The sequence below is a fragment of the Legionella shakespearei DSM 23087 genome, from assembly GCF_000373765.1.
Taxonomy (GTDB): Bacteria; Pseudomonadota; Gammaproteobacteria; order Legionellales; family Legionellaceae; genus Legionella; species Legionella shakespearei.
The window spans coordinates 37,717-59,213 of the sequence record NZ_KB892388.1 but is presented as its reverse complement, the minus strand read 5'-3'; the positions used below and the strand labels follow the sequence as shown (position 1 = coordinate 59,213).

The following is a 21,497-nucleotide window of genomic DNA, read 5'->3' as shown; positions in this document are numbered from 1 at the left end:
TCCTTAATTTAATGGCAGTGTTCCAAGTCAGAACCTTCCAAATTTTAGTCCATACATCTTGTCAGTAATTGACACAATAACTTGCAGAAACGAACAGATTTGCATATTCTTAATATATGTTTAGTAATTAAATAAATCCATTGAGCAGTACACTGAACCGCGAAATCGTAAAATTACCTCTCCTTAGTAACCAGGAGCTGGCAAACCTGTGTGGCGTGCTGCATAGCAACTTAACATTTCTTGAAGAACACTTTAAACTGACGATTAAAATCAAACATCATACCATTCAGCTATATGGCCATTCAGCGCACCATTTTGCTGAGGTGAAGGATATCTTAAAACAGCTTTACCCTTTATGTAAAAACCCTGTCACAACCGCCACCATACGTGGATTAATCAACGAGGATTACCAAAAAGCGATGACTCATCATATAAAATTATCTCGCAAATCCATTTCTGCCCGCAATAACAAGCAGGCAGCCTTTCTTGATTCTATAGATAAATACGACATCACCTTTGCCGTAGGTCCTGCTGGCACTGGTAAAACCTATCTTGCTGTATCAAAAGCCATAGAAAGCTTTGAAAAAGGCGAAGTGCAAAGGCTTATTTTTGTAAGGCCTGCGGTTGAGGCGGGAGAGAAGCTTGGGTTTCTTCCTGGTGATCTGGTGGAAAAAGTACTCCCCTATTTGCGACCAGTTTATGACGCCTTGTACGAAATGATTGGCTTTAAAGAAACACAGAAAATGATTCAAAGTGACATCATTGAAGTATTACCCCTGGCCTTCATGCGCGGTAGAACGCTTAATGAATCCTTTATCATTCTTGATGAAGCGCAAAACACTACGGTCATGCAAATGAAAATGTTCCTGACGCGCATGGGCTTTGGGTCAAAAACAGTAGTGACTGGTGACGTCACTCAAGTAGACTTACCGAAAGGAACGGATTCAGGACTTGCTCATGCTTTGGATCTGTTTCAAAATATACCAGATATAAGCATTCATACTTTTAGCAGCCGTGAGGTGGTCAGGCATCCTCTGGTTTCCAAAATTGTAGACTGTTACGATAATGAAATGGCGGGGAAAAAATAATGAATTATCATATCGATATTCAAAATGCATCAGAAAGCAGCTTACCCATTACTGAAGAAGAAATGAGCAATCTTGCCATGCTGGCGTTAAGAGATCAGATAAAGTCTGCCGAACTGACTATTCGTCTGGTAGATGCAGAAGAAATGCTCCATCTTAATTCAACCTACAGAAAGCAGAATAAAACAACTAATGTGCTCGCCTTTCCCAGCAATGTACCCGATCATGTAGAACTTGATTTCCCTCTTTTGGGTGATGTCATTATTTGTCCTGAAGTGCTGGCTGAGGAAAGCAAGGAACAAGGTAAAACAATTCAGGAACACTGGGCTTTAATCCTGATTCATGGTGTACTGCATTTATTGGGCTATGATCATATTAAAGATGAAGATGCGCAGGCTATGCAGGCGCTTGAAATAAAATTACTGGCAGAAAGAGGTTATACTAATCCTTATGAGACAAAAGGAAATGAACTTGAATAAAGAGGAAGAAGGTGGTTCCTGGTTAGTCCGATTGAAACAATTTCTCCAGGGAGAACCGCAAAATCAGGAAGAACTGGTTGATTTATTAAGGGACGCCCACATTCGCTCTCTGATTAGCTCAGAAACACTGGGCATGATAGAAGGCGCAATTCTTTTCTCACAAATGCGCGTACGCGACATCATGTTGCCGAAAAATCAGATGGTCTATCTCAAACTCAATGACGAATACAGCCATATTATCGATACCGTCACACAAACAGGTCATTCCAGGTTTCCGGTTACCAGTGAAAATACCAATGAAATCATAGGTATTTTGCATGCAAAAGACTTGTTGCGCCATCAAAAGGACAATGAAGAGGCTTTTGATTTGCTGGACATTTGCAGGCAGGTAACCTTTGTTCCCGAAAGTCGCCGTCTCGACAGTCTGCTCAGCGAATTTCGCAGCAATAAAAATCATATGGCCATTGTAGTGGACGAATACGGTGAGGTGTCAGGGTTCGTCACTATAGAAGATATTATTGAACAAATAATTGGAGATATTGAAGATGAGTTTGATATAGACGAAGATGCTTATATTAAAGCGCATGATGATCATTGCTATATCATTAAAGCGCATACTCCAATTGAAGACTTTAATGAACAATTAGGTGCTGAATTTAGTGACGAGACATACGATACAATTGGCGGTATAGTAATGAATAATTTTGGTTATTTACCAAAACGTGGTGAAATAATTACCATTGATTCGTTTGAATTTAAAATAATAAATGCCGATGCTCGCAGAATAAAACTGTTAGAATGTATTGATAAACGAGGCTCAGAACATGATATTTCCAGCGATGAAGGATAACTGATTCATGAATAGCACTATTCTCATAATAGATGATGATACCGAACTCACCGATTTGTTAGCCCAATATCTGGAACCCGAAGGCTTTGATGTTGTTTGCGTTCATGATGGGGAGAATGGGGTAAAAAAAGCATTAAATCAGGTATTTGATGCGATAGTGCTTGATGTAATGCTGCCTAAATTAAATGGCTTTGAAGTATTAAAAGCGATTAGAGAACATCTGGAAACTCCTGTATTAATGCTGACTGCCCGAGGGGATGATATCGATCGCATCGTAGGTCTGGAAATAGGCGCTGATGATTATCTGCCAAAACCGTGCAACCCAAGGGAGCTGGTTGCAAGGCTTAGGGCAATACTGAGACGTACGCAGAAAATCCCTACACCCAAACCTGTTTTGGAACAGCATAATATAGTAGTGGATTGTTCCAAACGCCATGTGACCATGGCCGGCAAATATCTGGAATTGACCAATGCTGAATTTAATATACTGGAAATGCTGATTAAATCTCCAGGGCAGGCCTTTTCCAAAGAAGAACTTACAGAATACGCTTTAGGCCGAAAATATACCGCTTATGATCGCAGTATTGATGTTCACATCAGTAATTTAAGAAATAAACTCGGTGACAACCCTCAAGGTGAGCCCATAGTCAAAACCGTTCGCGGCTTTGGATATATGTTTAATGCGTAGTTTGTATTGGAAAATCTTTATTTCATTCTGGCTGGCAACGATTTTAATCATCCTGACCACCGCCTGGGTTACCAGCCAGATTGCCCAAAAAGCATCACAGCCAGCACGCGAAGAAAGCTTTATGGACAGTTATGCCAATGCTGCTGTGGCGACTTTTGAATCAGGACAACAATCAGCACTCCTTAAATGGTTTGATCAAATTGGTCTTTCTCGCCATATGGATATCTATTTGCTTTCCAGTACTGGCGAAATTATTGGCAGTAAAGCGGCTCCTGAAGATATAAAAAAAATATCAGCAAGCCTTATGAAAGATCAGCTTCCCAGTGAGGGAATCTTTAAATCGGGTAAACTCATTGTAAGCCATGAAATTCTCTCCACTTCCGGAAATTTTTACAGGCTTGTGGCGGTTAGTGAAAAACCAATCACTTTCTTTATTCAAATCCCCTGGGCCGGCCTTACTATCAGATTAACTCTCGCTACGTTTATCAGTGGCCTTATCTGTTATTTATTATCCATTTACCTGACGCAACCGCTACGTTCTCTTGGCATGGCTGCAAAATCGATTGCAAAAGGAAAACTTAATACGCGTGTTGGCCGTTTTAGAGGCCATAACAAGGATGAAATAGCTGAGTTAAGCAATGAATTTGACCGAATGGCTGAGCAATTGGAAACGCTGGTTCACTCTAAAGAACGATTATTACAGGATATCTCTCATGAGCTGCGCTCACCACTGGCCCGCCTTAATATTGCAATAGAACTGGGAAGAAAAAAGACAGGAAATCTGGCTGAATCAGAATTTAACCGCATGGAAATTGAAAGTTCCAGATTAAATGCGCTCATAGGTGAAATACTGGATTTTGCCCGCCTGGAAAAATCCACAACGGATCTGCAACTGGAAAAAACAAGTATTCCTGAATTACTTTCTGAAATCATCAAAGATGCCAATTATGAATTTGATAAAGAATCAATACGAATCCAGGCCGGTATAATCGAACCTTGTGAACTGATGATAGACAGACGGCTTATTTACCGTGGCATAGAGAATATAGTACGTAACGCATCCCACTACTCTCCTGAAAATCAGTTAGTGCTTATTTCATCCCGGTTCGATGAGGAAAAGAAACACCTTTATATTGAGGTAAAAGATCATGGCCCCGGAGTTCCGGAAAATCAATTACAGACTATTTTCAATCCTTTCTACAGAGTTGACTCATCAAGAACTAAAAAGACTGGCGGCTATGGTTTAGGTTTAGCCATTGCATCAAGGGCTGTCGCATTGCATCAGGGTGAGATAATCGCTCAAAATAATAAGGAAGGTGGTTTGTTGGTTAGAATCATTCTTCCAATCACCCGAAAAGAACAATAGAAAAACAAAATATGCAAATTTATACCAGATGATTTATTTTTAAGATCTTTGCTGTATAATGATGCGCAATAGAACATAAAATAGGCAGAAAGATAGAAAGCCCCCCAACATATCACCACAAAATCAATAAGGTCAACTGATCCTGCTATTCTTCGAATAAATAAATTTTTGTCCAAGGGTTTTTTCTATGCCAAATTTAAGCGAACTATTTTTCACGGTACTTGAACGTGAAAATGATACTATTCAAAACACCGAACTAAACAACAAATTAACCGAAATTTATGGGGACGCGCCTCGTACCTATGAACAACTGGAAGAGGATTTCGATATTTGCAAAACGCAGTTACTTGCTTTGCTGGAATACATCGAACAATTAAATCCCAATGCACTGCAATTATTTGCTGTTTACAAAGAAAGAGTCAGTGAACTGAATAAAAATTCTGCACTACCTGACATCAGAATTACTCTGAAGGCAGCCAAAGAAGCCCTTGAAAAATCATTATTAGCAATCATTTCAAAACACACACAAATCGATACAATAGCCCTAAACAATCTGACCACTGGCCTATGTTATGCAGGTGCTTATGTCAATGTTGAACAAGCCTTGGGATATTTTAACGGCACTTCCTCATTATCAGCCATGATCCATTACGCAAAGAAGAATATCATTCTCGATTTAGCAGCTGCTTTCCTCAACGAACACGGCATGGTTGAGTATGAAGGTAACGAAGTTCATTATGCAAACGCCCTATTTAATTATGTTGCAGATAAATATGGTCTGCTTTCACAGGAAGATCTCTTTGCACCAACGTATGAAGTGGATACCTTGGAGGCTTTTGATGCTTACGTTTCTCATCATATGACTATACCTGCCTTAATCCAGCACGTAATGAGATTATTGCCTCCTCTTCAGGAAACGATAACTCAAATGCCTGAGTTTCAACATCTTACTGATTTATTTCAAATTCTTGGTCATGAAAAGCCAGGATTGAAGGAATACATGATGTTATATGATGATGAAGATATAGATGATATCGCAACTTATGTGCGTAAACCGAATTGGGATCTTCTTCTTACAGGAGTTTTAGCCAGCAGCATGCAAAAAGCAGGCTATATCACTGATGTACATGCCATTATTGATTGTAAAAGCATCGTTGACACTGGCGAGTATATTTTTGATGCAAGCAATGACACTGTTACTGTTTTATCTCAGGAGGATTTATTGCTCCTGGTAGACAGCTCTGATACATCCATAGAAAAATGGCGTTTAATCAGACAAATGACCCCGGAATCAATACTTAAAGCGTATTTAAAAGAAGGTCAATTTGAGGAAATAAAAAGTTTCTTGTTTGGAACGTTACTTGGATACGCTGAATTACCCGAAGTTATTTTAAGTCAACTTTATTTGGCAGTTCGTAATTCAGGCAGAGTAGATCAATTACGTGAGCTGTCGCATTATATCTTTGCAACCAGACAGCAAATACCTTTTGATGAACTCACCTACTTGGTGGGCTTATTGTCACCCGAGGAGATATATCATTATTTGGTTCTGGCAATGAATCATGATATTCCCTATCAAGTTAAAGCATTATTAACTTGTGCGCCCTCCCCATTATCACCCATGCACGTTATTCATCTGGCATGTCAAAACAATGCGCTAAATGTCATCCGCCTATTAGGCCAGTTGGGCTTTGATTTAAACATTATGGACAACGTAGGATATACACCTGCTTGTATTGCCGTTGCCAGCCAAAATAGAGAACTCTTGATAGCACTTCATGCGGGCGGTGCAGATTTACAAAGAGCGATTCCACAGTCTCATAATGGAATTACCCATCAGGGTAAATCACCAGTGCAAATAGCAGCAGCATTAGGTTATAGCTCAATGATTGAAACATTACATGAACTGGGTGTTGATTTGAACCGTGCCGATAGAAATGGCGATACTGCTGCCTGTATTGCAATAAATAACAATGATACTGCGATGTTGGAAAAACTTCATGAGTTAGGAGTCGATTTAAATAAAAAAAGCGGATCGACAGGTCTTTTCTTTTCAATGTTTGCCAGCGGTCCATCATTAAGCCCACTTGAACTAGCAGTCAGAACCGGGAATATTGACATGATCCGTGTTCTTAAAATTCTGGATGTCAATTTGGATGTTCTTGATGGTGCTGATGATACTCCGATAGGCCTTGCAATTCACATGAACAAACTTCCCGTCATCAGTGTCTTGCATGAGTTAGGGGCTGATATTTCCCAACGGGATAAAAATGGTTTATCACCAACAGACCATGCAGCCCGAAATGGAAACAGTGCAGCGCTTAAGCTCCTCAAGGAGTTGGGAGCTGATATAAACGAAGCAGGACCATCTGGTGCAACCCCTTCCTTTGTTGCAGCAGAACAAGGCAGAGCCGATTCAATAAGGACATTAAAAACTCTGAAAGCAGATTTCAATCAAGCTAACAATGCTCAGCAAACCCCGGTCTTTATAGCCGCAAAAAATGGGCATATCAAGGTCATAAATTGGCTTCATCGCTATGGAGCAGATATAAATAAGACAGATAACCAAGGTCATACACCTGTTTATATCGCTGCCCTTCATGGCCGTCTTCAAGCCTTCAATGAGCTGGTTAACTATGGAGCTGATTTAAACGAAGTATGTCAAAATATCAGTGATTTGATTTACCTTAATTCAAAAAGTAATGATAAAAAAATGTTTTTCAGGCTCCTGGAAACGGATATTAATCTTGAAAGCATAACAGATTCTACCTGGCTCCAGATTCTGAATAACCTTGATGGTAATCAAATTGAAGTTGTTTTGAATATTTTAATTAAAAATGATAATGTATCAGTGTTCAAAAAATTGCTTAATATTCCACTCATTTCCAATCATGGTATTTTACACTATCAGGCTCATTTTGCTGCTGAACATGCTCAATCCGAATCTATTCTCCAGCTTATCCATCAATCTGGTATCAATATGGATTCATCTAACGGTTATGGAGAAAGCCTTGCCTATGTCGCAGCGAAGGCTGGAAATGCTTTAGTATTAAGACAGCTAATCGCTTTAAATGTTGATCTTGATAGTGTAACAGAAGACGTCGAGACTCCTGCCTTCGTTGCTGCCCGAATGGGACACGAGTCAATTATTCAACTGCTATTGGAACAAGGTAAAGCAAACACACCCGTTACCATTACTGTAAGCACACTAAAAGACCTGGTAAAAAAAATGGATGCGCAGATTGTTGCTAGAGCAGAAGAGAAAATCCAGGAACAAGAAGACTGGCAGATCACGTTGACCCCCAGAGACATCGCACACATCATGGGGCATGAGCATATTGTTACCTTGATCGATTCGTATCAACCAGCGCCACAGACTCCGCAAAATCGATTCAGCTTTTTTGCCCAACCTGAAGTAGCCTCTCCTTCATCCAGGAACAGAAGCATAAGCGAGGATGAAAACAGCTCCCCTACAGCATCACCTTCAAAAGCAAATCCCAAGAAACGGGCAAGCACGGGGGAAATATTATCGCCAATAGAAAACAAAAAACCCTATCAGCCCTCAGATCCAGATGCTGAATATCAGCATAGGCCTTAATTAAATTGCAGAAGACCATTACCCGTATTTGGAGAAGCCGTATACAGGACATAACTGTTCCGCTTCCTGACGGTCGCGGCTCGGTTTTCGTGCGTTCGTATTGACTTCATCGTGCACCGGAAACCGAGCCGCGACCGTCAGGAAGCGGAATTTTTATTGCAGCCCGTAGCCCGTATTAGGCGAAGCCGTAATACGGGAATGAGCTCATTGCCACTCCGATCCCGGCTGCGAGCAGACCGGGCTACAGATTGTGCCAGGATTTAGCGAAGCCGTATAATACGGGTTACGACCTGATTGAGCAGTGGATTTATGAACTGTAATTAGGTACCATGCCTAATAAAACAATAACAGGAACAAATTTAAGTGCGAGATGGTTCAAAGATAAGCAGTGCGAGCAGTTATTTTTTCGTATCCGGATTTATAATCGGAAAAATACAATATTTTCCTTTTCCTCTCGTTGTTTCTATTACCAACTTACTGTCACTTGCCTGCTATTTTATGGGCTATAGTTTGTGGTTTGTATCCAGTCATTTCTATCCTGAGCATACTCCATTGGAAAATGAATGGTATGGTTTTACCCAATTTAAAGAACAATATCTATATGCAGCAACACTGGGTATTATTGCTACTTTGACGAGTGCCTGCGCCATTGCGTTGCCCGTGCTGGCAATTCCTGCAGCCTGGCTTTTCGTTGTCAGTAATACAATATGGACTATTGGTGAATATCATAAACTGCAGAACCCGCCAGACTATGACCCTAAATATTCTCATAGCCGTCAGGATACTTATTTATCTTACGCCATAACCATGACCTCTATAGGATTAATTACTGCCATAAGCGTCAGCTTAAGCTTCCTGTTTCCGGCCATTATAGTTCCTGTCATTGCTGTATCAGCACTTATATGCCTTGGATTAGGTGTTCTTGCCGCAGATTATTGGCTTGACTGCACGTTTAACGATCATAAACCTGGTATTCCCGCAGATCATAGTTATAAACACATGCAACAGTCTTTGGGACCAGCCTTAAATTCACAATCACAAAATGCTCCTGCGCCTCATCAGGGTAATGAACTCTTTAAAACTGATGATAAACAGTCAGACCACACTGTTTTTGATGCGCCCGCTTCATCAATTCCGTCTTGTGTAGTACCTTAATAATTTAGTATATTCTGCACGCCAATATATAGAGATTCATGATGGATAAAATGATTGCAAAAATGATTTCCCAGGCTCACGCTGTATTGAATCATGCTTATGCGCCCTACTCTAAATTCTCGGTCGCATGCTGCATTTATACTGAGCAAGGTCATTTTTACACGGGTGTTAATGTGGAAAATGCTTCTTTTGGTTTAACCAGCTGTGCTGAAACATCGGCTATTGGTTCTATGATTTCGGCAGGTGAGCAAAAGATAAAAAGTATGGTGGTACTGGCTGGAAATGATCAGTTATGCTCTCCTTGTGGTGCGTGCAGGCAGCGTATTCATGAATTTTCTACCTCTGAAACACTGATTCATTTATGTAACAAGGACACTGTCTTCCACAGCATGACAGTTGATGAACTTTTACCCTTGGCCTTTAATTTTAAACTCTGATTGGAACTATGTATGACTCATTCTGAAACAAAAAAAGCCTATGCTTATTTAGCAGCCGATTATATTAAACAATTACACCCATCATTCAAACCAACTGTTGGCGTGGTTTTAGGATCTGGTTTGGGGCAATTTGCTGAAGAATTAGAAAATCCAGTTGTTATAGATTATGAAGACTTGCCAGGCTTTCCCAAAATGACTGTTAAAGGTCATGGTGGAAAATTAATTCTCGGCTACTGCGGTGGTGTAGGCGTAGTATGTCTGCAAGGCCGTGCACATACTTATGAAGGACTGGAAAACTACGATACCGTAAAAAACTATGTGCGAACGCTGAAAGTGCTGGGTTGCAGCCAGTTTATTGCTACTAATGCCTCTGGATCACTGCGTGAAGAAGTAGGCCCGGGTGAACTGATGATGATTACTGATCACATCAATATGCAGCCCAGCAATCCACTTATAGGCCCTAATGATGATGATTTTGGACCAAGATTTTATCCACTGGACAATGCCTATGATGCTGAAATGCAAAAAGACTTACTGGACATAGCCCAACAAAACTCCATTAATCTGAACACTGGAGTATACATTTCTGTACTGGGGCCGCATTATGAAACTGCTGCTGAAATCCGCGCGTTTAAAGTTTTAGGTGCTGATGCAGTGGGCATGTCGACTGTTCCGGAAGTTCTGGTAGCGAATCATTGTGGACTAAAAGTAGCGGTCATTGCTATGATAACCAATTATGCAACGGGTCTTGCAAAAACAAGCCATAATCATGATTCCGTTGTTAAAATGGCTGCTGGAGCTGCGGTAAAGCTTAATACGTTAATTAAAGAGTACATCAGGACATTATCGTGACACTGACAATTCATCTCAATGATGTATTGCAACAACTCCTTTCGTCTCAAAGTGGACGGACTATATCTAAAGATCAATTAATCGCAACAATTGATCTTACCCTTCTGGATCCGGATGCTTCTGTTGAAGCACTGGCTCTTCTGGCTGACAGAGCGCAAACGAATCATGTGGCTGCTGTCTGTGTCTTCCCTGAACATCTGCCGGCATTCAAAAGACTGTCGCATGTACATTTGGCTACTGTCATTAATTTTCCTCATGGCAATAATGATTTATTAGCCTGTCTTGCTGAACTGGATCAGGCAATTAACTTAGGTGCCAGAGAAATTGATTATGTTTTCCCCTATCAATCTTACTTAACAGGTAACAGGCAGCATGCACTCAATCAAAGTGATGTCATCATTCAAGCCTGCAAGAAACGAGAGCGCACTATTAAAATAATTCTGGAAACAGGTGCTTTCACCACCATGGAAAGTGTTTATCAGGTCAGTAAAGAATTGATTGCTATGGGCTGTGATTTTATTAAAACCTCCACAGGAAAAACCGCTCAGGGAGCGACCTTGCCTGACGTTTTTGCCATTTTAAGCGCCATTAAAGATGCAGCAACAGAAGAAAGTCCTTGTGGTCTTAAAGTATCAGGAGGCGTAAAAAGCCCAGAGCAGGCAAGAAATTTCGCTCATTTGGCTGAACTCATGCTCGGTAAAAAAATATCAGCCGATTGGTTTCGCATCGGTGCCAGCAGTTTGTTGAGTGAGTTATTAAACAGTAAGTGATTGTAGCCACGTCGTCCTGAGCGCAAAGAGACGCGCTCAGGACGACGTGCTTACCTGTCAGGGAGAATGACTTTGTTACGATTAGGGATAACAGGATTGGTACTGATTATCAGCTATAGCCTTTCAGCGCACCAATTAAAGCAAAGCTATTGCACACCGGCTCAATCCTGCTGGCCATCTACCACACAATGGAATGAACTTGATAAGCAAGTTAACGGGCATTTAATTAAAGGCATATCTCCCCTGCAAGCCTGCATTCAATCACCCGATAGTGAGACCTGTAATATCGCATTACAAGAACTGAAAAACCCTTTTTTTATCGAATCACAACCCGGAGGTACGCAGTCCAATGGCTGGTTCAACGCCTGGAATTCAGCAGTCAGTCCTTACATTGTAGCCGTTGAAAGTGCCGAGGAAATCGCTGCAGCAATACGCTTCGCACGACAACATCACATTAAAATAGCAATAAAAGGAACCGGGCACGATTATCTGGGCCGCTCAAATGCTCCAGACTCCCTGCTTATCTGGACTCACCCCATGCGTAAAGTAAAAACAGTCGATAAGTTCATCCCGAAAGGCTGTCCGCCAGCACACAAGAAGGTCAATGCGGTAACAGCAGAGGCAGGAACACGATGGCTCGAAGCCTATAAAGAAGTCACAGTGAACCATGGACGATACGTTCAAGGAGGTGGCTGTACCTCCGTAGGTGTTGCGGGCGGCTTCATTCAGGGAGGTGGGTTTGGCAGTTTTTCCAAAAAATTTGGTACAGGTGCTGCTGGTATTCTTGAAGCAGAATTAATTACTGCTGATGGAACAATACTTACCGTGAATACCTGTCAAAATCAGGATCTGTACTGGGCATTGAAAGGAGGCGGAGGAGGTACCTATGGCATAGTGAGCAAAATCACTTTGGAGACGCATCCCCTACCCACCTTCTTCGGAGCACTCACAGGAACAGTTAAAGCAAAATCAGATAAGGATTATCAGGATTTAATTCAATATTTTATTAATTTTTATCGCTTGAAACTTCACAATGAACACTGGGGAGAGCAAGTGATTTTAAACCCCGAAAATGAATTACAGCTTGCACTGGTTTTTCAAGGAATGAATAAATCAGAAGTGGATACGCTATGGCACCCCTTCATAAAATGGCTGGAAAGAAATCCAGAACGCTATCAAGTCAAGATCAATAGCCTGGTCTTGCCCGCCAGAACGTTCTGGGATTATACCTATCTGGAGCAACATCTCCCTGCGGACATCATTGCGGATCAAAGGAAAAATGCCACGCCCGGTGAGTTCTGGTGGGCAGGCAATCAAGCAGAGGTTTCTATATATCTTACCCATTATCAGTCAGGTTATTTGCCATTCCGGTTATTTCAGGAAGAAAATCAGGGTCGATTGGCTAAAGCTTTATATGATGCATCGCGGCTCACTCGTCTCTCACTGCATTTTAATAAGGGATTATCCGGTGCATCAACTGAGGCTAGAGCCCGTCAGAAGAATACGGCCATGAATCCTGCTGTTCTAGATGCTGTAGCGCTGGTGATTGTCTCTGGAGGACAGCAATATGCCTATCCCGGTATCACTGGGCATAAACCTGATTTGGCAGCGGCCAAACTAGCTGCTGATAAAGCAAAAAGCGCCATGCAGATCATAAGCAGCTTAAGTGTTAATTCCGGTACTTACGGTAATGAAGCAGATTACTTTTTACCCAACTGGCAAGCTGCTCTATGGGGGCGCAATTACGACAGATTACTGGAAATAAAGCACAAGTATGATCCTGAATCCTTATTTACTTGTCATCATTGTGTAGGAAGTGAATAAAAAAGATAAAATCAATTAAAAATCTTGATAAAGTCAGTTAGAATGGCTCAGCAATGAAATTAATAACTATTGGAGTTAAATCACTATGAACCTGAAACCCGTATTTAAATCCATTTTTGTCGCTTTACTAGGCTTATTTCTGGTTGCCTGCAGCAAAGACTTACCTCCCGGAGAATATGATGCCAATGAAATTGGCAAAATTAAAAAAGTCATTCCAGGTACTATCATATCCAAAAGACCTGTAAACCTTCATCGCCAAAATACTGCCCCTAATCCCAATACCAAGGGAGCGGACAGTTTTATCGATGGCGGCTATAATCAGACTCATGGTGTAGAATACGTCATTAAACTGAATTCGGGCAGTATTATCTCTGTCGTTCAGTCGGAAGATCTGAAGCTCAAAAACAAGCAGAAAATTTTGGTTATTTATGGCAGACACACACGTGTTGTAGCTGACAATGGCAGTGATGTGTATTAATCATTTCAAACTCGGATTCACGTCGTCCTGAGCGCAAAAAGACGCGCTCAGGACGACGTAGCCAGCGCAACGGCCAACCACATGAATGCCCCATAATAATTGCTTACTATAAATGCTTTAAAGCAATCTTGCGGAATACGCTGACTTATCAGCTTTTGCTGATGGATTAAAACAAAGCTTGCAATAGCCCATACTGGATAAAAGAGTACATTAACCTGATTGATTAAGGCCCATGCCAACCATAAGGCATGGAGAACAAGCAATAACAAGCCAATAATCAAACGATCATAGTCAGCAAAATAAATTGCTGTTGATTTGACCCCTATTTTTAAATCATCTTCCTTATCTGCCATGGCATACATAGTGTCGTAAGCTACAATCCAGGCAAAATTCAAGCTGCAAAGCAGCCACATATCTGCATCAAACGAAGTTCCTGAGGCAACATAAGCCATAGGAATCCCCATAGAAAAGGCAAGCCCAAGAACAACTTGCGGCGCACTGATAAAACGTTTACAAAAGGGATAGATGAAAATCACCGCAAGGGCAATTATAGCAAGATAAAAGCAACCCCAAGGAAGATAAAGCAGGATAAGAAAAGCAGCGAAAAGCAGTGTTGCTAACAAGAAAAAGGCTTCTTTTACGCTGATTTCATTTGAAGTGATTGGCCGTAATTTAGTTCGTGAAACATGCTTGTCTATGTCCCTATCTGCGATATCATTAATGACACAACCCGCAGAACGCATCAGCACCGTTCCAATAAAGAATAATGAAAACAATTTTAAGGACAGTCCCCCCCTGTTAGCCAACCATAAAGCCCAGGCGGTTGGATACCAGAGCAGTAAAATACCTATAGGTTTGTCAAGACGCGTTACTCTTTTATAAACATCCCATTTCATCACGCTACCGTCCCTAATTCAGGCAATAAAAGCTCTATTAAATAAAAAGAGGCTTTATGTTGAAATTGATATTCTGCTAATCTGCACCAAAGAGTACCCTTTGTGTCTGGCAGGTATTTTTTAGCCCAATAAAACTCCAGGCATTGTTCATCTACCGGATAACATATCCTGTTGCTACAACGCACCTGGCTTTCACCAAAAATTAAATTTTTTATTGATTCGCTATTCAAGCGATCAAAAAATGTTGGGGCAACCTCATAACATGTTTCGGGAATAATCGTTCTGGCATACCAATATTCAGTGTCTTTATGGCGCATGATAATTTCGCGCTGATAGATAAGTTCATCATTTATCTGAAGAAAATAGGTGTCCCACCAGTTTGGTTTGATCCAGTTTTGAAAAAGCACCTCCAGTTGCGAGGAACCTTTAAGCTGCACCAGTTTGTCAGTCAAAGAATGTTGATGTTCAGCCCAGGCTTTAAAACACTCGGAATGGGGTGTTTCTACAAAAAAAAGAGGCTGTTTATTGAAGAACATTAATAAATTATATTTATGAAGATGATGGGTGCATCTTACAAAATTAACCACTGCCTAACAAGCAATTAATCTGTTTTCACTTTAAGCCGCCCCAACCTGTTTAAAAGTATTTTTACAGATTGATGAGACTTTACATCAGTCAAAGTAAACGTACCATTGCTGATGGCATGAGAGGGATTATTGGATATCAGAATTTTATTAGCATTAGCGCCTGACCAGCTTAGACTCCAGTTGCGATGTTGCCATTGCCACTGATGAAGCAATTCCATTTGTCCCGTAATTTTATTTAACTGCTTTAACTCCATTCCTTTAGACCAGTCTGTCTCTGCATTAGGCGGGGTCAGATACAGCGTATGGCCAAGATTTATTCCTTGAAATTTGGCATACTGGATGGCCATTTTAAGTTCATCAATGATCATTTGCTTCTCATTTTTTTCCCTGAATAAGGAAAGCGCATTAATGCTAAACAAAGACAAGCAAATAAACAGAATTAAAGTAAACATGACTTCAAGAAGAGTAAATCCTTTTATGCTCATAAGTCGGTTTCATTACAGGAAGAAAGATGCTGCTTAAACGAGTAGAGATCTTGCAATACCTTTTTCTTGTCAGCAGGCCACTCAATAAGATGCTCCAATGAAAAACTGAGGATTATCGGACAGTTAGCTAAAGCATTGCTAATGAAATCAGGCAGCTCTACCCCTAAAGATAATAAAGCACGGGGGGTTACGCTTTTTAGCCAATGTTCCGATAAGTCCTGAATTTGGATTAGTTCCAATTGTTCCTCCATGAGACCAATACAATGAATCATTTTACGTAACAGCAACTCAGTTTTCCCATGGCGTGTCGAGGTAAGAATAAACAACCTGGGCCTTTCCTTCGGCTCTGCAATAGGTTGTGCTGGAATCAAAGCAGAATGATGTTCCTTACTCATCCAGGGTCGGATGCCTATTTGATTTAAATAATAAAGAGTTAAATCATTGTACATGAGAATATTCTGCTGAAAAAAACAAGTATATCCCGAAACAGCTGTATAGTCAGCTGTTTCAAGATTTATGGTGAAAATACGCAGCTATTGCTGCTGCAATTCTTTTAGGCGACATTGCGGCAGAACTGGCCAGAATCTTGTTCATTACCCCTGGAACAATATACAACTTTTTCTTTTGCAAGCCTCTATAAGCGATTTTTGCCACAGCCTCTGGACTCATCATTCCTGTATACCCTTTTTCCAGCATGGAATTTTCCATTCCAGCAGCTGGGAAAAAATTAGTCTTTGTAGCGCCAGGACATAAGATGGAAAGGGATACATTCGTTCCTTTCAATTCATAGGCTATTGCATGCGACAATGAAGTAACATAAGCCTTGCTTGCATAATAAGCAGCCATAAACGGCCCAGGCAGAAATGCAGCAGTTGAGGCTACCTGTAAAATGCGCCCTTCATTTCTCTCTAGAAAATCATTTAAATAACAACGAGTTAATTCACTGACCGAAACCATATTCAATTGCATGAGTTCATCAAGTCTGGGTAAACTCATATCAGCAAATGGTCCCATATAGCCAATACCTGCATTATTAACAAGACAATTGATTTCAATCCCATGCTCTCTTAATTCAGTATATAATTTGAGGGCACTTCCCGTCTGGCTAAGATCAGCGACTTTATAATCAACAGTGACTTTATAGAGCACTTTAAATTGCTCTACAATCTTTTTTAAACGCTCACCATCGCGAGAAACCAATAGTACATCATGACCATGTTGTGCGAACTCATGCGCTAAGGCTAATCCTATACCCTTCGATGCTCCCGTCACTAAAGTCCTCATGATATTGTCCATCCTTTATAGTTTGCATCGGTTCTTCCCTTTCTCGTAAATGAACTACCAACTGGGAAACCGACTCAAGTTTATTACTGTTAAATAATTTCAAAACTCTTAAAGCCTGAGGCATGGACAAATCCCATTGGCCATAATATTCAGGTTTAAACAAATTATTATTACAGTATAGTGTACTTTGCAGATCACTAAGATGTGCGTAAATCTGAGGGTCTGGATTATCTTTAAGTTCTTTTATTAATTTAACAAGGATATGAAGTAATATATGCGAGTCCCTGGATATTCGTCCAAAATGCTCCAGACAGGTGAAGGGATAATGAAGTGTTAATGAATGCCTGGCTGTTTCCAGGGTCTTCATGTCAGCCCCATTAAGTACTAAATCAGAGGTTAACTTTAAAAAAATGGGGTACAGGGTTAATAGCACTTTGTGATTGTCTGAATGCTGTTCCAGTAAATGGTGCTGAGCCAATATATTGCCAAAAAATGTTATAGGCTTGGGATTAGGCTTTTTCTTTTCCTCTACAGTTGTTTCTGTATTAAAGTAAAGAGAACGCAACTCTAAAGATTGCTTCATTAAATTGGTTCTGTTGGGTAAGGTTGATTGAACTATCAGATTATTTACTATTTCAAACCACTGCTTATTCCCTCTATAAGAACAATAGGCCAGCAAATCGCCCAAAGAACTGAATGTTGAATACATCAATTCCTGATTTTTATTAGTTGAATACTCTTTAGTTCCATAACGTACGGTCAAATATTCATTAGTTGCTTCATAGCCACTTTGAATCATTAGCAGCTGATCTTCTGGAGCAACACTAAAGCCAGAAGTTTTTATATTATCCACATTCGGAACAATGGTTTGATGTGCATATTGCCTTAGTTTAATACGATCTTTTTCCCAGCCACTGGCAGGGTCACTTACTCCTGTTAACAGACTATAGATCCAGTTCAGGATGAAGTTTTCCCTGTATACCTGATCCATAACATAGTCTATAACGGAACGTTCCGTCCCGTTATCAAACTGAACGCCTAAGACTTTTAAATTATTACCGTACTCTGATTCCAGTAAAGTAGAATGATCATCACAAAAGACTTCTGTTGGAAAGTTACTCAGTACCCCTCCATCATTATGCTCTTCCCCATCGATCATAGTATGTCGGTATACAACCGGGAATAAAGCAGATGTTTTTACTGCTTCACTGATTTCCATATCAGGAGTACGTTCCAGTGAAAAATAGGAAGTTTGTCTTAATTTTTTGTTGGTAGCCGTGACAATAAGCTCTTTCCCCAGGCCACAATCAGGATATTGTCGTCTGAGATTTTCCAAGGTATTGAACGTGATTTTTCCTTGTGGATAAGGAATATTATACTTCTCCACAATTTGCGTCACACGCTTCGCAATAGCATAATCCAATGCTGTTTTCAGAGAGTGAGAATCAGAAAGCCCATTCAGATCTATATCAAACTGAACCAGATGCTCTTGTTTAAAATTTTTAAATAACTCAGTAATTTCTTCTGCTGAATAACCCAAGTAGCACATTAAGGCCATAATTGCGCCTGCTGAGCTTCCCGCAAAACGAGTGGGCTTTATATTGGCTTCATTAAGTGCCTTCCATACCCCCACATGAGCAAAAATCTTGGCTCCACCACCGCAAAAAACAAGATTTTCAATATCAGGTCGCTTTTCTCTGACCAGAATTTCCTTGGTATGTTCACGTTGATAAATCTTTGTTTCATCGTGTTCATAAAGTAAAACCAGTTTATTCTCGACTGCTGAGGTTTTTCTTTCAGATTTAACTGGTGCAGTTATAAAAAAGGAAGTAATCCAGTGCCAAATGCGCAGATACCATGGTTCAGATTCATTAAATTGCTGTGTTTTCCTGTAAGCCCTCATTTCTTCAAAACGTGGCTCCTGATTGTTAATATCAATTGCCTGAGGATGAGCCCGCTTACACATTACTTCGGGTTTTACAGATTTTAGATCAAGATTTACTAATTGTTCAACCAACTGATCCGTTATAATTACCCTTTTGGTATTCCCTATTTGTTCTGACTCTGGATCATCTGGACCTTTATACTTTGTGCCTGAAGGTGGTACCAGGAATTGTTTAAACCCTACCAGAATCCCATTTTCACCGTGTAGCAGTTCAATTCCAGTAAGTTGATAATTAAGGGATAGTTCTAAATCGGTTACAGTCCAATGCTCCGCATTTTTACCTTGAAACCAGTTCTTTATTACCCCAATCCAGCTCAAGGTTTCTTCTGCGGTAAACCCCCGGTATTCATTTAATGAAGTGCTACTGGGCCATGCTTTTTCTTTTTCTGCAGCATGAGGTTCGAGAAACCATTTGAGGAAGGCATCCCTTTTTTCATCACTTAATCGAGTAAAATCAAACATCATCTGTTCATTATCGAATAAGTAATTTCCAAGGGCTATTTTATTATCAGGAGGCAACCCATTGATTCTGAGACGACCAAGATAAGAAATGATGATAATCTTTTTTAATAGTTCCAGATTTTTAGGGTACTTAGTGTCAGATTCCAGCAGCTGACTTATCACGTGCTGTGGTGTCATGGCTTCTTCCTTAAATCTATTTATCCATTATTATCGAAACGGAGGAGCTTAAAAATTTATTAAATGACATTAATACAATTATCATAAATAATCCTGGAATAAAATAGAATGGAGACAATTCATTCTTATGGCTCTGAAAATACCGCTGTTGATTCGGATTCATTATGTAGCCGAAAGATAATCAAGAGGCTAACAGATATTAATCAAAACGAGTCAATTAGATGACATCTAATTGTACTATAAGATCATTTTTATAAAAAGATGCATCACGAAATATCACGCAATATTTCTGAAACGACATGGTAAGGTGAGGCTGATCGCGTAATGGGGCGGCCTATAACCAGATAATCACTTCCAGCCTGAATGGCTTCTCCGGGTGTCATGATACGTGACTGGTCGTCTTTAGCATCAGAAGGAAGGCGTATTCCCGGAGTTACGTTTACAAAACCAGAACCACACTCCTGCTTGATAAACCGGGCTTCATGAGCTGAACTGACTACGCCATCCAAACCAGAGTCTCTCGCCAGTTTTGCCAAACTTATCACTTCATCAGCCAATGCTTTATTTACTCCAATATCTTCTAAATCCTCTTGTTTATGGCTGGTTAATACCGTAACGGCAATCAATAGAGGTGCGTCCTTTCCATGTGATTCCAGTGCCTTTTTAGCAGCCATCATCATGTCCATCCCACCCAGGGCATGGACATTCATCATCCAGACTCCCAGGTCGGCAGCGACACTGCATGATTTGGCTACTGTGTTGGGAATATCATGAAATTTTAAATCAAGGAATACTTTAAATTGTCGTTGAATAAGCTGCTTTACAAAAGAAGCCCCCAAAAGGGTGAACATTTCACTCCCGACTTTTAACGCACATTCCCTGGCATCCAGTTGATCAACCAGCGTCAAAGCATCATTCTGATTATTAAAATCAAGAGCAACAATTAATTTTGTGGTCATTTATACAGCTACCGCCTGATTGAGTTTCATTAATGCATTCTTTACTGCAGCAACAACAGCTATCTGCTCTTCTTCCTGCAAATAAGGATGCATAGGCAGACTGATTACACGATTGCTTGCCTTTTCAGCATTGGGAAAATCACCATGATTGTAGCCAAGATAACTCAAAGCCTTTTGAAGATGCATTGCTACAGGATAATGAACCGCCGTAGGAATACCAGCAGCATTCATGTGTCTTTGAAATTCATCTCGGTTATTCACTTCAATGGTATATTGCGCATACACGCTGGTGTTGTTTTTCTGAATAACAGGTGTTTTGACTATTGAAGACAACATCGCATCGTAGCGTTCAGCAACATTGCGTCGCATCACTACTTCTGCAGGAAAAAGCTTCATTTTTTCAATCAATACAGCAGCCTGCAAAGTATCCATTCTGCCATTAATTCCAACTCTGCTATGGCAATAACGTGCATTTTGGCCATGAATCCTGATTTCAATTAACTTTTGGGCTAACTCATCATCATCAGTAAAACAGGCACCTGAATCGCCATATCCGCCCAAAGGCTTGGATGGGAAGAAGCTGGTGCATCCCACAGTAGATAAACCACAGGAATGCTTGCCATTATAAGTAGCACCGAAACTCTGGGCAGCATCTTCTATAACGGGTAGCGAATACTTCCTGGCGATCGCATCAATTGCATCATGATCAGAGCACTGGCCGTACAGACTGACCGGCATAATGGCTTTTGTTCGGGGAGTTATAGCAGCTTCCAGTTTTTCTGGATCGATATTATAAGTTAAAGGATCAATATCGACAAAAACAGGAACTGCATGACAAAGGCTAATCACCTCAGCAGTAGCAAAGAAACTGAAAGGGCTGGTAATAACTTCATCTCCTGGCTGAATATCCAGAGCCATTAATGCCATTAAAAGTGCGTCAGTCCCACTGGAATTGACAATAACATGCTTTACTCCGATATAATCGGCTAACTGTTTTTCAAGCTCGGTAATTTCCGGACCCATAATGTATTGACCGTGATCCAATACTTTTTTGATACTGTTAAGAATATCGTTTTCTATTAAGGAATATTGTTTTTTCAGATCGATAAATTGCATTTTA

General features: G+C 40.5%; 20 protein-coding genes. 12 read left to right on the top strand and 8 right to left on the bottom strand.

The annotated features are described in order from the left end of the window. Positions 1–140 precede the first annotated feature (140 nt). The 12 genes from B094_RS0104475 to B094_RS0104420 all read left to right on the top strand — a co-directional run bounded on the left by B094_RS0104475 (position 141) and on the right by B094_RS0104420 (position 13,582). Positions 141–1,088, top strand: coding sequence for a PhoH family protein (locus B094_RS0104475; RefSeq protein WP_026253879.1), 948 nt, complete (start codon positions 141–143; stop codon positions 1,086–1,088). Next, entirely contained in the window at positions 1,088–1,564 is a 477-nt protein-coding gene (gene ybeY / locus B094_RS0104470) for an rRNA maturation RNase YbeY (protein WP_018576603.1), read from the top strand. The genes B094_RS0104475 and ybeY overlap by 1 nt, the downstream gene beginning before the upstream one ends. Further along, positions 1,536–2,414 (top strand): CorC family transporter, encoded by an 879-nt coding sequence (locus tag B094_RS0104465; protein WP_193392327.1) that lies wholly within the window; start codon positions 1,536–1,538, stop codon positions 2,412–2,414. Before ybeY ends, B094_RS0104465 begins: the two co-directional genes overlap by 29 nt. A 7-nt stretch (positions 2,415–2,421) precedes the next feature. Continuing rightward, positions 2,422–3,102, top strand: coding sequence for a two-component system response regulator CpxR (gene cpxR / locus B094_RS0104460; RefSeq protein ID WP_018576601.1), 681 nt, complete (start codon positions 2,422–2,424; stop codon positions 3,100–3,102). Further along, positions 3,095–4,468 carry a two-component system sensor histidine kinase CpxA gene (gene cpxA / locus B094_RS0104455; protein WP_018576600.1) on the top strand — a complete coding sequence of 458 codons (1,374 nt, stop codon included), beginning with the start codon at positions 3,095–3,097 and terminating at the stop codon, positions 4,466–4,468. The genes cpxR and cpxA overlap by 8 nt, the downstream gene beginning before the upstream one ends. Positions 4,469–4,655: 187 nt before the next feature. After that, a complete protein-coding gene (locus B094_RS0104450) occupies positions 4,656–8,066 on the top strand; it encodes an ankyrin repeat domain-containing protein (RefSeq protein ID WP_018576599.1) in 3,411 nt (1,136 codons plus the stop codon). A gap of 363 nt (positions 8,067–8,429) precedes the next feature. Then, positions 8,430–9,221: a hypothetical protein gene (locus B094_RS0104445; RefSeq protein WP_018576598.1), complete on the top strand. Its 792-nt coding sequence runs from the start codon at positions 8,430–8,432 to the stop codon at positions 9,219–9,221. A 41-nt stretch (positions 9,222–9,262) separates the two neighbouring features. After that, positions 9,263–9,658: a cytidine deaminase gene (gene cdd, locus B094_RS0104440; RefSeq protein WP_018576597.1), complete on the top strand. Its 396-nt coding sequence runs from the start codon at positions 9,263–9,265 to the stop codon at positions 9,656–9,658. Positions 9,659–9,670: 12 nt separating this feature from the next. Further along, complete coding sequence (locus B094_RS0104435; RefSeq protein WP_018576596.1) at positions 9,671–10,510, top strand: purine-nucleoside phosphorylase; 840 nt, start codon at positions 9,671–9,673, stop codon at positions 10,508–10,510. Beyond that, a complete protein-coding gene (gene deoC, locus B094_RS0104430) occupies positions 10,507–11,280 on the top strand; it encodes a deoxyribose-phosphate aldolase (protein ID WP_018576595.1) in 774 nt (257 codons plus the stop codon). Before B094_RS0104435 ends, deoC begins: the two co-directional genes overlap by 4 nt. Before the next feature lie 66 nt (positions 11,281–11,346). Then, positions 11,347–13,104, top strand: a complete 1,758-nt coding sequence (locus B094_RS0104425; RefSeq protein ID WP_018576594.1) for an FAD-dependent oxidoreductase — start codon at positions 11,347–11,349, stop codon at positions 13,102–13,104. Between the two features lie 85 nt (positions 13,105–13,189). Beyond that, complete coding sequence (locus B094_RS0104420) at positions 13,190–13,582, top strand: hypothetical protein (RefSeq protein ID WP_018576593.1); 393 nt, start codon at positions 13,190–13,192, stop codon at positions 13,580–13,582. Between the two features lie 47 nt (positions 13,583–13,629). Here the strand turns inward: B094_RS0104420 and ubiA are convergent, their stop codons facing one another. The 8 genes from ubiA to B094_RS0104380 all read right to left on the bottom strand — a co-directional run bounded on the left by ubiA (position 13,630) and on the right by B094_RS0104380 (position 21,493). Further along, entirely contained in the window at positions 13,630–14,481 is an 852-nt protein-coding gene (ubiA, locus tag B094_RS0104415) for a 4-hydroxybenzoate octaprenyltransferase (RefSeq protein WP_026253877.1), read from the bottom strand. Beyond that, positions 14,478–15,014 carry a chorismate--pyruvate lyase family protein gene (locus tag B094_RS0104410; RefSeq protein ID WP_018576591.1) on the bottom strand — a complete coding sequence of 179 codons (537 nt, stop codon included), beginning with the start codon at positions 15,012–15,014 and terminating at the stop codon, positions 14,478–14,480. Before B094_RS0104410 ends, ubiA begins: the two co-directional genes overlap by 4 nt. A 65-nt stretch (positions 15,015–15,079) precedes the next feature. Beyond that, positions 15,080–15,550, bottom strand: a complete 471-nt coding sequence (locus tag B094_RS0104405; RefSeq protein ID WP_018576590.1) for a GspH/FimT family pseudopilin — start codon at positions 15,548–15,550, stop codon at positions 15,080–15,082. Continuing rightward, positions 15,547–15,999, bottom strand: a complete 453-nt coding sequence (locus tag B094_RS0104400) for a DNA polymerase III subunit psi (RefSeq protein WP_018576589.1) — start codon at positions 15,997–15,999, stop codon at positions 15,547–15,549. Before B094_RS0104400 ends, B094_RS0104405 begins: the two co-directional genes overlap by 4 nt. Before the next feature lie 58 nt (positions 16,000–16,057). After that, positions 16,058–16,834 carry an SDR family NAD(P)-dependent oxidoreductase gene (locus tag B094_RS0104395; protein ID WP_018576588.1) on the bottom strand — a complete coding sequence of 259 codons (777 nt, stop codon included), beginning with the start codon at positions 16,832–16,834 and terminating at the stop codon, positions 16,058–16,060. Next, positions 16,779–19,418, bottom strand: a complete 2,640-nt coding sequence (vpdC, locus tag B094_RS0104390) for a Dot/Icm T4SS effector VpdC (RefSeq protein WP_018576587.1) — start codon at positions 19,416–19,418, stop codon at positions 16,779–16,781. The genes B094_RS0104395 and vpdC overlap by 56 nt, the downstream gene beginning before the upstream one ends. 266 nt (positions 19,419–19,684) lie before the next feature. Then, complete coding sequence (pyrF, locus tag B094_RS0104385) at positions 19,685–20,377, bottom strand: orotidine-5'-phosphate decarboxylase (RefSeq protein ID WP_018576586.1); 693 nt, start codon at positions 20,375–20,377, stop codon at positions 19,685–19,687. After that, the gene (locus B094_RS0104380; protein WP_018576585.1) at positions 20,378–21,493 is read right to left on the bottom strand and encodes a DegT/DnrJ/EryC1/StrS family aminotransferase; all 1,116 of its coding nucleotides are present in this window, start codon (positions 21,491–21,493) and stop codon (positions 20,378–20,380) included. Between the last annotated feature and the right edge of the window lie 4 nt (positions 21,494–21,497).